The organism is uncultured Kushneria sp., assembly GCF_947497025.1.
Taxonomy (GTDB): Bacteria; Pseudomonadota; Gammaproteobacteria; order Pseudomonadales; family Halomonadaceae; genus Kushneria.
Genome location: NZ_CANMFC010000003.1, coordinates 266732 through 278547, shown reverse-complemented (window position 1 = coordinate 278547; position 11816 = coordinate 266732). Strand labels below are relative to the sequence as shown.

The following is an 11816-nucleotide window of genomic DNA, read 5'->3' as shown; positions in this document are numbered from 1 at the left end:
GAAGGCACATTCGCTGCCTGACAACAGAGTTTACTTCCCGGGTCCCGTGCCAGACGAGATCCGATCGATCAACAGGTATTGCCATGGACATTCGCAAGGTCAAGAAGCTCATCGAGCTGCTGGAAGAATCCAACATCAGCGAAATCGAGATTCAGGAAGGCGAGGAGTCCGTCCGCATCAGTCGCAATCTGCCCGGCCAGCAGGGCCAGGTCATGATGCCTCAGGCACCGATGGGCTATTACCCTCAGCAGCCACAGCCGCAGCAGGCCGCTCCCGGCAGCGCTCCGGCCGCCACCGAAGAAGCCGCCCCTGCCGCACCCAGCGGTCATCAGGTGCTCTCGCCCATGGTGGGCACTTTCTATCGCGCCCCGGCACCCGGTGCCAAGTCGTTCGTCGAGATCGGCCAGAGCGTCAAAAAGGGTGACACCATCTGCATCGTTGAAGCCATGAAGATGATGAACCAGATCGAAGCGGACAAGGATGGTGTGATCGATGCCGTTCTTGTTGAAGATGGTGAGCCGGTCGAATTTGACCAGCCCATGATCATCATTGCCTGACAGGATTTTCAGCATGCTGGAAAAGGTACTGATCGCCAATCGCGGCGAAATCGCACTACGTATACTGCGCGCCTGCAAGGAACTCGGTATCAAGACGGTGGCGGTTCATTCCAAGGCTGACCGTGATCTGATCCATGTGCGCCTTGCCGATGAAGCCGTGTGCATTGGCCCGGCTCCCTCCCCGGCGTCCTATCTCAACATCCCGGCACTGATTTCAGCCGCCGAGGTGACAGATGCGACGGCTATCCATCCGGGTTATGGCTTTTTGTCCGAGAACGCCAATTTTGCCGAACAGGTCGAACGCTCGGGTTTTGTCTTTGTCGGGCCTACGGCGGATGTCATTCGCCTGATGGGAGACAAGGTTTCGGCCATCGAGTCCATGAAAAAGGCTGGCGTGCCCACGGTTCCGGGTTCCGATGGGCCGCTGCCCGATAACGATGCCGAAATCCTTGAAATCGGACGACGCATCGGCTTCCCGATCATGATCAAGGCCGCAGCCGGTGGCGGTGGTCGCGGCATGCGCGTGGTTCGTGAAGAGTCCCAGCTGGTCTCGGCCGTGGCGGTGACGAAATCGGAGGCCAATGCCGCCTTCGGCAGCGATGTCGTCTATATGGAGAAGTATCTGGAGCGTCCTCGACACGTTGAGGTACAGGTACTCGCCGATGGTCAGGGCAATGCCATTCACCTTTATGACCGCGACTGCTCACTGCAGCGTCGCCATCAGAAGGTGCTGGAGGAAGCCCCTGCACCGCATATCGATGAAACGGCGCGTGCCAACGTGCTCAAGGCCTGTGTCGATGCATGTATCGAGATCGGCTATCGCGGTGCGGGCACTTTCGAGTTCCTGTATGAAAACGGCGAGTTTTTCTTCATCGAGATGAACACTCGTGTTCAGGTGGAGCACCCGGTCACCGAGATGGTCACGGGCGTCGACATCGTCAAGGAACAGCTCAAGATCGCCTCCGGCATTCCCCTATCGATTCGACAGGAAGATGTGGTCATCAACGGGCACGCCTTTGAGTGTCGCATCAATGCCGAGGATTCGCGCACCTTCATGCCCTCGCCCGGCAAGATCACGTTCTATCATGCCCCGGGCGGCCTGGGTGTGCGCATGGATTCGCACCTTTATACCGGCTATACGGTTCCTCCCAATTACGACTCCCTGATTGGCAAGCTGATCACCTGGGGTGAAAACCGTGAAAGCGCACTGACACGCATGCAAAATGCGCTGGACGAGCTGCTGGTAGAAGGCATCAAGACCAATACCGATCTACAAAAGGATCTGGTCCGCGATAGCGAGTTCCAGCGCGGCGGGGTCAATATTCACTATCTGGAAAAGAAACTGGGCCTGCACTAACGCCCACGGATAGCGACGATACCCTTCAGGACCCATCAGGGGGCGATTGCATCGCCCCCTGATGCTTTTGGCAGTCATGACTGTCTCTCACCCGGCTTGCAGGAGGCTTCATGGCCTGGCTTCAACTCAAGGCGCGTATCGCGCCGGAACACGCCGAACTGCTCGAAGAGCTTCTAACCGATGAGGGTGCTCAGGCCATTACGCTTGAAGACGCCGTCGACGACCCGGTATTCGAGCCCGAACGCGGCACCACACCGCTGTGGAATCAGACCGTTCTGACCGGGCTTTATGACGATCTTGAAGGCGTCAGCGACATGATCGCACGGGTGCGCGAGCACTGGGCAAGCGTTGCCGTTGACGAGCCCTGCCCCGAGATCGAATACGAAGTGCTGGAAGACCGTGACTGGAGTCGCGAATGGATGGACGGCTTTGAACCCATGAAAATGGGGCAGCGTCTGTGGATCGTGCCCAGCTGGTTCGATCCGCCGGAGAGCGACGCGGTCAATCTGATGCTCGACCCGGGGCTTGCCTTTGGCACCGGAACTCACCCAACCACCGCGCTGTGCCTGCAATGGCTTGATGAGCTGGCCGTGGCCGGTGAACTTGATCAGAAACGCCTGATCGACATCGGCTGCGGCTCAGGCATTCTGGCTATCGCAGCGCTTAAGCTCGGCGCGGCCCACGCCGTAGGTACCGACATTGATCCGCAGGCTCTGCTGGCCAGCCGGGACAATGCCGGGCGCAACGAGATCGCCGAACAGGATTTCGATCTCTATCTGTCCGAACAGGCCCCGGACGATCGCTTTGAAGTGGTGGTCGCCAACATTCTGGCCGGGCCGCTGATGGAACTTGCCCCCATGATTGCCGGATATGTCGTGGCAGGCGGACGCCTAGCGCTCTCGGGCATTCTGTCGCACCAGGCCAACGATATTGTTGAGGCCTATCGTGACCAGGGGCTCCACATGAACGAGCCGCGCGAGCGCGAAGGCTGGGTTTGTGTGGAAGGCTATCGCCCACGTGAGGCCGGCTAAAGCCCGTTCTTTCGGCGAAGCAACGCGACCTGGCCCTTCAAGATCGGCGCTCAGGTCGCTATCATGTCTCTCCCTTTTTCGGATAAAGCTTTCAATGGTTAGCGGACTGCCCTGTATCGGCCCTCACCGGCTGGCCGGGCGCGTTATTCTTGCGCCCATGGCGGGAATCACCGATCGCCTCTTTCGCCAGCTTTGTAGAAAGCTGGGCGCAGGCCTGGTGGTGTCTGAAATGGTGACGGCCGACAAGCGACTGTGGCACACGCCCAAGTCACGCCTGCGCCTTGACCATAGTGGCGAGCCCGGCCCCCGTTCGGTCCAGATTGCCGGCGGCGATGCCGCCATGCTGGCAGACGCCGCCCGCGTCAATGCCGATAACGGTGCTGAAATCATCGACATCAATATGGGCTGCCCGGCCAAGAAGGTCTGCAACAAGGCGGCAGGCTCGGCCCTGATGCGCGATGAAGCCCTGGTGGCCGATATCCTTGAGCGCGTGGTCAGCGCCGTGGAGATTCCCGTGACGCTCAAGATTCGTACCGGCTGGTGTGATCAGACCCGCAACGCGCTCACCATCGCTCGTATGGCAGAATCCGCCGGTATTGCGGCGCTGAGCGTTCATGGCCGTACCCGCGAGCAGCGCTACCAGGGACAGGCCGAGTACGACACCATCGCCCGGATCAAATCCGAGCTCTCCATACCGGTGTTTGCCAATGGCGATATTGATGGCCCGGAAAAGGCACATCAGGTGCTGGCCTATACCGGTGCCGATGCGGTGATGGTCGGACGCGCAGCACAGGGCAACCCCTGGATCTTTCGCGAGATCGAGCACTATCTTGAAAGTGGCAACTTCCTGCCACCACCAACCGCCGTTGAGCGCGCCGATGTCATGACCGACCATCTGGAAGCCCTTTATGCGCTGTACGGCGAGTACATGGGTGTGCGTATCGCGCGCAAGCATATTGGGTGGTATCTCGCCTGCGCAGAACATGGCGAACACTGGCGTCGTGAATTCAACACCCTTGAACATTGCGATGAGCAGCAGCGCTACCTGAAAGAGCTTTTTGCCGAAAATTCTCCGTTCGCCCATATAGATGGAACGCGTGCCGCATGAGTAGTCATCCATTGTCTGATCACCCGGGTGAATCCCCCATCCAGCTTCACCAGCATCCGTCGCAGTCACGTACGCTGCGCGAGGCGGTTGATCAGGCCATGTCGCTTTATTTTTCCCATCTTGATGGCGAAAACGTAACCGACCTTTACAACATGGTCATGGCCGAGGTAGAAGCCCCGCTTTTGCGCTCGGTGATGGACCATACCCGCGGTAACCAGACCCTGGCCTCACAGATGCTGGGCCTTAACCGCGGAACACTGCGCAAGAAGCTCAAGCAGTACGATCTGATCTGAGCCCGATGTGCTGCTTGTGCACGACACGCTTACTGCCTGCCACGGAAACCTCATGACTCATCAAGACGAGACTGCAATATCCAACGCCTGCCTGCCGATTCGCCGTGCCCTGATCAGTGTCTCCAACAAGGAAGGCATTGTGGACTTCGCCCGCCGCCTTGCAGCCCTTGGCGTCGAGATCCTGTCTACCGGCGGCACCTGGCGCCTTCTTAATGAACAGGGTATTGCCGTTACCGAGGTATCCGAACACACGGGATTTCCCGAAATCATGGACGGCCGGGTCAAGACCCTGCATCCGCGCATTCACGGCGGCATTCTGGGCCGTCGCGGCCAGGATGATGCGATCATGGCAGAGCATGATATTGCCCCGATCGACATGGTGGTGGTTAATCTCTACCCCTTTGAGGAGACCGTGGCGGATCCGACCTGCACGCTGGCACGCGCCATCGAAAACATCGATATCGGCGGACCTACCATGGTGCGTGCCTGCGCCAAGAATCATGCCCACACCACCATCGTGGTAGACCCGGTCGATTACACGCGCGTGCTTGAGTCGCTGGAAGGCGCAGACCAGGGCACCGATCACGCCCTGCGCTTTGATCTGGCAGTCAAGGCCTTTGAGCATACGGCAGGCTACGACGCCGCCATTGCCAGCTATCTGGGTGGCATCGTCGAAGCCGGTGACAGCGAGACATCTGCCCTGCCCCGCACCTGGTCGACACAGTTCCACAAGCGCCAGCAGATGCGCTACGGCGAGAACCCGCATCAGCAGGCGGCCTTTTATACCGAGCGCGAACCGGCGCCGGGCAGCATCGCCAGCGCCGTTCAGCTACAGGGCAAGGCGTTGTCCTATAACAATGTGGCGGACACCGACGCCGCACTGGAATGCGTCAAGGGTTTTGACGCGCCCGCCTGTGTCATCGTCAAGCATGCCAATCCCTGCGGTGTGGGCATCAGCCGTGATGGTCAGCTTAAAAGCGCCTATGAGCTCGCCTTTGCCACCGACAGCGAATCGGCTTTTGGCGGCATCATTGCCTTTAACCGCGAACTCGACGGCGAGACGGCTGCTGCCATCGTCGAGCGCCAGTTTGTCGAAGTCATTATTGCCCCGACTGTCAGCGATGCGGCCCGTCAGGCCGTGGCCGACAAGAAAAACGTGCGTCTGCTGGAATGCGGCGCATGGCCTGAAGGCGCCGTTGAGAGCTTTGACTACAAGCGAGTGACCGGCGGCCTGCTGGTGCAATCACGCGATGATGGCATGGTCACTGCCGATGACCTTCGCACCGTCACTCAGCGCAGTCCCTCAGCCGACGAACTTGACGATCTGCTGTTTGCCTGGAAGGTGGCCAAGTTTGTGAAATCCAACGCTATTGTCTATGCCCGCAACGGTCAGACCGTGGGCGTGGGCGCCGGCCAGATGAGCCGGGTCAACTCTGCACGCATTGCAGGCATCAAGGCAGAGCACGCCGGCCTTGAGGTCAAGGGCAGCGTTATGGCATCGGATGCCTTCTTTCCGTTTCGTGACGGCATCGATAATGCTGCTGCGGCCGGCATCACGGCAGTGATTCAGCCAGGCGGCTCCATGCGCGATGAAGAAGTCATCAAGGCCGCCGATGAGGCCGGCATGGCCATGGTCTTTACCGGCATGCGTCATTTCCGGCATTAACCTCGTTTCACCTGCTTGACGAGAGGGCCGCCCTCCTGTGATGGCGGCCCTTTTTTATGCCCCATCCGCGTGGCCCGTGCGTGGCACTCATTTGAGAAAAAATTCCCTGCTGAAATCGAACTCAACCCAAACGGCACAGTGCCATCATATTTTCCCGGGCAATAATGCATGGCCCGGGCAGTGTCGGCAGCAATGACCTGCGATGGCAAAAAAACTAAAAAAATTGTCCGGAGTAAACTCGCATGTGGAAGGCACTGTCTCTCAAGGGTTTGACCATCAAGAAAATCACCTTTGCCGTGGCGATCACGATCGTGACGACAGCCGGCACCTACGCTTATGCCAGCGAACATAGCTGGTGGTTCACCCCGGCACAGGGCAGCATGTGTTCCTGAGCCTCGAATCCCTGCAGCGTTAAAGGGTGATGAGTCGTTAAATCGTCAAAAACCCCGCCGCAGCGGGGTTTTTGATAATGAGCATGACCTTTGATATGACCGCAATCAATCGATCGTCATGCACAGATACTTTGTTTCCATATACTCCTCCAGACCATAATGTGAGCCTTCACGACCCAGTCCAGACTCCTTCATGCCGCCAAACGGTGCCGCAGCGTTGGAAACAAGCCCTTCATTGACCCCCACGATGCCATATTCAAGCGCTTCACCTACACGCCAGATGCGTCCGGCATCACGCGTATAGAAATAGGCCGCCAGACCAAACTCGGTATCGTTGGCCATGCTGATCGCCTGCGCCTCATCGTCAAAGGGAAAAACGGCTGCCAATGGCCCGAAGGTTTCTTCAGAGGCTACCTTCATCGACGCATCAGCGCCGTTGATGAGGGTGGGTTGATAGAAGCGACCGCCCAGCGTGTGCTGATGGCCGCCGATCATGAGCTCACCGCCCTTGTCGATAGCGTCCTGAACATGCTCATGCACCTTGTTAACCGCGCTGTCGTCGATCATGGGGCCGATGTTGACGCCATCGTCCATCCCGTTACCCACGACCAGCTCGCCGTTCATCGCCGCCGCCAGCTTTTCGCAAAAGGCATTGATGACCCCCGACTGCACCAGAAAGCGATTGGTACAGATGCAGGTCTGCCCCGCATTACGAAACTTGGACGCCATGGCGCCGGCCACCGCCGCATCCAGATCAGCGTCATCAAACACGATAAAGGGTGCGTTACCGCCCAGCTCCAGCGACACCTTCTGAATGTGGGTCGAGGCCTGAGACATCAGCTTTCGACCGACCTCCGTGGAGCCGGTAAAGGTGATCTTGCGTACCAGTGTTGATTCGGTCATGGCCTTGCCAATATCGCTGGCGCTGCCCGGCAGGACGTTGAATACCCCGCGCGGCACACCCGCGCGCTCGGCCAGCACCGCCAGCGCAGTCGCCGACAGCGGCGTTTGTCCGGCCGGCTTGATCACGATCGGGCAGCCTGCGGCCAGCGCGGCCGCCGCCTTGCGGGTAATCATGGAAGAAGGAAAGTTCCAGGGTGTAATGGCCCCTACCACGCCCACCGGCTGTTTGAGCACCATGATGCGCTGATTGGCTTTCGTCCCGGGAATGGTATCGCCATAGACACGTCGCGCCTCTTCGGCAAACCAGCGCATGAAACTGGCGGCATAGACAATTTCGCCCTCGGCTTCTGCCACGGGCTTGCCCTGTTCAAGCGTCATGATGCGGCCGAGATCGCGCTTGTGCTCGATCATCAACTCATACCAGCGATAAAGGATATCAGCCCGTTCAATGGCAGTGCGGCCGCGCCAGTCCGGGAAAGCAGCATGTGCCGCCTCAATGGCGCGTCGTGCCTCGACGGCACCCAAGCGGGGTACTCGGGCGATGATCTCACCCGTGGCAGGGTTATCGACCTCGATCTGCTCGCCGCTATCGGCCGCGACCCAGTTACCGTCGATGTAGGCAAAGGGCCTGAAAAGGCTTTTATCGTTTAACGTATCCATGTCGTTCTCCTGTCAGCTTGAAGTCCCTGAAGCACGCGGGATAGGCCCAAGCATAGGACATGCCACTGAACAGGAGAACCGTTACCTCCATGAGTCACCTGACCGGGGGTCACGCAATGGATATCAGTTATGGACGAGCGTCAAAAACTCCTGACGTGTCGACAGGTTGTCACGAAAGTCTCCCAGCATGACCGAGGTCTTCATGCTGGAGTTCTGCTTCTGGACACCGCGCATCATCATGCACATGTGACGCGCTTCAACGATGACCCCAACACCGCGGGCATCGGTGGCATCCAGTACGGCATTGGCAATCTGACGCGTCAGCTCTTCCTGGATCTGCAAACGGCGGGCATACATGTCCACGATTCGGGCAAACTTGGAAAGCCCCAGCACCTTGCCGCGCGGGAGATAGCCAATATGGCACTTGCCGATAAAGGGCAGCATATGATGTTCGCACATCGAATAGAGCTCGATGTCCTTCACGATCACCATCTCATCGGTATCCGATGAAAACACGGCGTCGTTGACGATATCGCCAAGGCTTTGCTGATAGCCGTGCGTCAGGTACTGCATCGCCTTGGCAGCACGTGCCGGCGTGTCCTGAAGTCCTTCACGCTCGGGATCTTCACCCAGCGCCGAAAGGATCTCACGATAGTGGTTTTCCATCTCCTGACTCATGTTTCTTTCCTGCGTTTCGGGTATATCCAGCGCCCGCAAGGACACCGTGGCATGTTTCAATTCCGGTCAGGCCGGAAGCCGTATTGGCACTACATCACGCCAGCCAGCGAGGTGATGACAGAGCAACACGCTGCTGTTCGAGGGTCCTGATATGCTGATCCCAGTAGTGCTCACTGGCAAGCCAGGGAAAGGCCCGGGGGAAGGCCGGGTCGCTCCAGCGCTCCACCAGCCAGGCACTATAGCGCACCAGACGAAGCGTTCGTAGCTGTTCAATCCACTCAAGCTGGCGCCTGTCCAGCGTGCAGTGCTCTTCATACCCTTCGATCAATTCTGCCAGCTGCGCCTGCCAGGAAGGCGCATCCTCTCCGGTCAACAGCATCCAGAGATCCTGAACCGCCGGGGCCATGACACAGTCGTCAAAGTCCACCAGCGTGAAATGGCTTGCCCGCCCCAGCATATTGCCTAGATGACAGTCGCCATGAACGCGCTGAAAGGCATCATCCGGCCAGGCCTTTTCAGGCAACATATCCAGCAACGCCTGACTGATTCGCTCATGGGCACGACGCTGACGCGCAGTGAGCCATTGACTGGCGCGAATGCTTTCAAGGCTTTCTTGTGCAATGGCGTGTGGCCGCAGGATGGATCGATGCACAAAGGGTTTGCGCCGGGCAATGGCATGCATTTGCCCGATCATGCCGCCCAGGGCAAAAAGATGTTCGGGATTATCCAGCTCCGGCGCCTGCCCCGGCACGAAATAAAAGATGGCAAGCCGAAAGCCGTCATGGTGATGCAGCGTATCACCCAGATCGTTATGCCAGAGTCGATTGACCGGACACCCGGCGGCATGGAGCTCATCGACAAAGGCATGCTCTTCCAGAATGGCGGCATCCCCGAAACGATCGGGCCGGTAAAACTTGACGATAAAGCGCTGATTTTGATCATCACGCCATAAAAAGACCCGGTTCTCGTAGCTGTTGAGGGCAAAGGGCTCGCCTTCGGTACAAAAGCCCTGCGCCTCTATGGCGGCCACAATGCGCGCCGGGTCGAGCTGTTCAAAGGGATGAGCCACCATTAACCACCTCCACATACAGAAGGCGCCATGCTATCAGATTGCGCGACCCGCCGGGGTACGGGCAACCGCGCCGGCGGTGACATGGGCGGCTCCCTGTTTTCGACAGGCACTGGAGAGCGCCTCGAGTGTGGCGCCTGTGGTCATGACGTCATCAAGCAGCAAAACATGTGCCGGCAGTGGTGACGTCACCTGATAAACGTGGTGAACGTTACGTTTGCGAGCCGGGCGCGATAGTCCCCTCTGTGTTGGCGTCAGGCGACGTCGTGTTGCCTGATAAAGGGACAGGTCAAGTTCGCGGGCCATTCGTCTGCCCAGCCACAGGGTTTGATCAAACCCTCGCTCGCGTGCACGCCCGGGGTGGAGATCCGCTGTTACGATGGCCTGCACATGGCCAGGGCCATGACGCGCCCTGAAGGCCTGCACCATGAGCTGCAAAAGAATCTGACCGGCCCGCCGGTCGGCATTGAACTTGAAGCGCTGGATCAGACCTGCGATGTCGTCTTCATAAAGAAAAGGCACCCAGCTCTGGTCAAAATCAGGCCGCTGTTTCAGACAATGACCGCATGGCATGTCGGCAGGCACCGACGACGGCCGTGGCTCGCTGCACAGAGGACAGGCGCTGGTATGCCATGGTAATTCGGTAAAGCAACGCTCACACCAGGGTTGATCACCCAACGTACCGGCCAGGCAGAAACAGCAGTAGCCGGGCATTGCCCAGGCCAGAGTGCGATCCAGCCACTCAATCAGCCGCCGCCCCTTTACCGGTAATGAATTGACTGCCCTCATCTTGATGCCATGCCTTTTGATCGTATCAGGAGGCTATCGGCAAACAGGGATAGCTCTGAATACATTGATCGATCACATCTCCAACAAATTTCCAGCGTCATTAAAGCTTTGAGCAATAAAAAACCCGGCGCCATGGCCGGGCAAGGAAATCATCAATAGTCATCAGAATTACGCCAATAGCGCTTAGTTCATAACCATCTGGTCGCTACCCTGCTCGAACTCAACCTGAATGGCTGATGCAGCGTTCATCGACTGAGAAGTGCTGGCAAGAGCGTCTGTCATGGCTGGGCTATGGCCATGGTAGCCAAAGGGTGATGCATGATTGCCGTCAGCCCTGGCAACGCTTGAATGAGCATGACGATTCAGCGGCTGATGCATGCTCTCGTATGTCTCAGCCATGGCCGTACTATGACCATTGGATGCAGAAGGAAGACCTTTCAACTCTGTGTGATGCGGCATAACAGAAGTATCGAGAGACTGACTGACATTGGCATCGGTTTGCGCCATGGCGGTACTCTGACCGTTCGTCATGGGTGTAACCTGAGAGGAAGCCATAGCCGTGCCGGTCGTAGTGGCAATCACTAAAGCTGAAACGATGGAAACCAGTGAAGTACGCATAATAAACTCCTTTATATCTTCCCGATGAAAGAAAAACGGAGCTTCTCGCTGTTTCTACAGCGGGACATTTCGTCTTTCTCTCTGTGTGGGAAGCATTATGCGACTTAGGTCGAAATCCATGAATGCACGCACTGCCACAAGCTTGTTGTTGAATATGCACCAATCACATTGCAGTATCTGCTTGAAATAACTCCTCCACCGACTGTGCCGCTTCATCGCCCAACAATATGCTCGGATGCAACTGAGCGACGCCAACGAATTTTGACGAGTCAAATCTTAATGGCGTGCCTGGCGGCCGATCCATCAAAGCTGACGTCGTGCGACTTGTCGGTGACCAGACGTTTCTGGTTTAGATTCGATCTGTCGGGTAATTGGGGAGCTTTTGTATGCACAATAGCCGAGAGCATGAATGGGCTCTACCAAATCCGGTCAAGGACAGGATGATAAAGGAAAACGAAGGTCGGGGGCGTTACCTGATTGACGAAGCGCGCAGCACCTGGCGACGAACGTCTCTTTGCTCATCACTACTCCATTTCCCCTTGGATCCTGGCGACAGTGCCATGCATTAAGCAACAGGGATCAAAGCAGAGCTCGTTATCGTGTATCACGCGCTCAGGAAGAGTGAAAGCTCGCATTTACGATCACGAATATATGCCGGTATCAAGGATGACAAGCGAAGGGGTCGTATCTGGAGG

Annotated in this window: 12 protein-coding genes; 7 read left to right on the top strand and 5 right to left on the bottom strand. The window is 57.7% G+C overall.

Annotation, left to right across the window (positions count from 1 at the left end; all coding sequences use genetic code 11):
- The first annotated feature begins 83 nt into the window (after positions 1-83).
- From accB to Q0931_RS07030, 7 genes are all read left to right on the top strand, one after another.
- Positions 84-557, top strand: a complete 474-nt coding sequence (gene accB / locus Q0931_RS07060) for an acetyl-CoA carboxylase biotin carboxyl carrier protein (RefSeq protein ID WP_299258680.1) — start codon at positions 84-86, stop codon at positions 555-557.
- 13 nt (positions 558-570) lie between these two features.
- Positions 571-1914 (top strand): acetyl-CoA carboxylase biotin carboxylase subunit, encoded by a 1344-nt coding sequence (gene accC / locus Q0931_RS07055; protein WP_299258678.1) that lies wholly within the window; start codon positions 571-573, stop codon positions 1912-1914.
- Positions 1915-2024: 110 nt separating this feature from the next.
- Positions 2025-2945, top strand: coding sequence for a 50S ribosomal protein L11 methyltransferase (prmA, locus tag Q0931_RS07050; RefSeq protein ID WP_299258676.1), 921 nt, complete (start codon positions 2025-2027; stop codon positions 2943-2945).
- Positions 2946-3039: 94 nt separating this feature from the next.
- The gene (dusB, locus tag Q0931_RS07045; protein WP_299258674.1) at positions 3040-4053 is read left to right on the top strand and encodes a tRNA dihydrouridine synthase DusB; all 1014 of its coding nucleotides are present in this window, start codon (positions 3040-3042) and stop codon (positions 4051-4053) included.
- Positions 4050-4346: a DNA-binding transcriptional regulator Fis gene (gene fis, locus Q0931_RS07040; protein WP_299258671.1), complete on the top strand. Its 297-nt coding sequence runs from the start codon at positions 4050-4052 to the stop codon at positions 4344-4346. The genes dusB and fis overlap by 4 nt, the downstream gene beginning before the upstream one ends.
- A 52-nt stretch (positions 4347-4398) precedes the next feature.
- The gene (gene purH / locus Q0931_RS07035; protein WP_299258669.1) at positions 4399-6012 is read left to right on the top strand and encodes a bifunctional phosphoribosylaminoimidazolecarboxamide formyltransferase/IMP cyclohydrolase; all 1614 of its coding nucleotides are present in this window, start codon (positions 4399-4401) and stop codon (positions 6010-6012) included.
- A 242-nt stretch (positions 6013-6254) separates the two neighbouring features.
- Positions 6255-6404 (top strand): hypothetical protein, encoded by a 150-nt coding sequence (locus tag Q0931_RS07030; protein ID WP_299258667.1) that lies wholly within the window; start codon positions 6255-6257, stop codon positions 6402-6404.
- A 105-nt stretch (positions 6405-6509) separates the two neighbouring features.
- On the opposite strand, the gene Q0931_RS07025 is transcribed toward Q0931_RS07030, so the two are convergent.
- The 5 genes from Q0931_RS07025 to Q0931_RS07005 all read right to left on the bottom strand — a co-directional run bounded on the left by Q0931_RS07025 (position 6510) and on the right by Q0931_RS07005 (position 11121).
- Positions 6510-7967: an NAD-dependent succinate-semialdehyde dehydrogenase gene (locus Q0931_RS07025; RefSeq protein WP_299258665.1), complete on the bottom strand. Its 1458-nt coding sequence runs from the start codon at positions 7965-7967 to the stop codon at positions 6510-6512.
- A 123-nt stretch (positions 7968-8090) separates the two neighbouring features.
- A complete protein-coding gene (folE, locus tag Q0931_RS07020; protein ID WP_299258663.1) occupies positions 8091-8645 on the bottom strand; it encodes a GTP cyclohydrolase I FolE in 555 nt (184 codons plus the stop codon).
- Positions 8646-8739: 94 nt separating this feature from the next.
- Positions 8740-9717, bottom strand: coding sequence for a serine/threonine protein kinase (locus Q0931_RS07015; RefSeq protein ID WP_299258661.1), 978 nt, complete (start codon positions 9715-9717; stop codon positions 8740-8742).
- A gap of 33 nt (positions 9718-9750) precedes the next feature.
- The gene (locus Q0931_RS07010) at positions 9751-10236 is read right to left on the bottom strand and encodes a ComF family protein (protein WP_299258659.1); all 486 of its coding nucleotides are present in this window, start codon (positions 10234-10236) and stop codon (positions 9751-9753) included.
- 450 nt (positions 10237-10686) lie between these two features.
- A complete protein-coding gene (locus tag Q0931_RS07005) occupies positions 10687-11121 on the bottom strand; it encodes a hypothetical protein (RefSeq protein ID WP_299258657.1) in 435 nt (144 codons plus the stop codon).
- Positions 11122-11816 lie beyond the last annotated feature (695 nt).

Excerpts from the sequence above, each read along its gene's own strand:
- accB (WP_299258680.1), top strand. The coding sequence starts at position 84 with ATGGACATTCGCAAGGTCAAGAAGCTCATCGAGCTGCTGGAAGAATCC.
- accC (WP_299258678.1), top strand. The coding sequence starts at position 571 with ATGCTGGAAAAGGTACTGATCGCCAATCGCGGCGAAATCGCACTACGT.
- prmA (WP_299258676.1), top strand. The coding sequence starts at position 2,025 with ATGGCCTGGCTTCAACTCAAGGCGCGTATCGCGCCGGAACACGCCGAA.
- dusB (WP_299258674.1), top strand. The coding sequence starts at position 3,040 with ATGGTTAGCGGACTGCCCTGTATCGGCCCTCACCGGCTGGCCGGGCGC.
- fis (WP_299258671.1), top strand. The coding sequence starts at position 4,050 with ATGAGTAGTCATCCATTGTCTGATCACCCGGGTGAATCCCCCATCCAG.
- purH (WP_299258669.1), top strand. The coding sequence starts at position 4,399 with ATGACTCATCAAGACGAGACTGCAATATCCAACGCCTGCCTGCCGATT.
- Q0931_RS07030 (WP_299258667.1), top strand. The coding sequence starts at position 6,255 with ATGTGGAAGGCACTGTCTCTCAAGGGTTTGACCATCAAGAAAATCACC.
- Q0931_RS07025 (WP_299258665.1), bottom strand. The coding sequence starts at position 7,967 with ATGGATACGTTAAACGATAAAAGCCTTTTCAGGCCCTTTGCCTACATC.
- folE (WP_299258663.1), bottom strand. The coding sequence starts at position 8,645 with ATGAGTCAGGAGATGGAAAACCACTATCGTGAGATCCTTTCGGCGCTG.
- Q0931_RS07015 (WP_299258661.1), bottom strand. The coding sequence starts at position 9,717 with ATGGTGGCTCATCCCTTTGAACAGCTCGACCCGGCGCGCATTGTGGCC.
- Q0931_RS07005 (WP_299258657.1), bottom strand. The coding sequence starts at position 11,121 with ATGCGTACTTCACTGGTTTCCATCGTTTCAGCTTTAGTGATTGCCACT.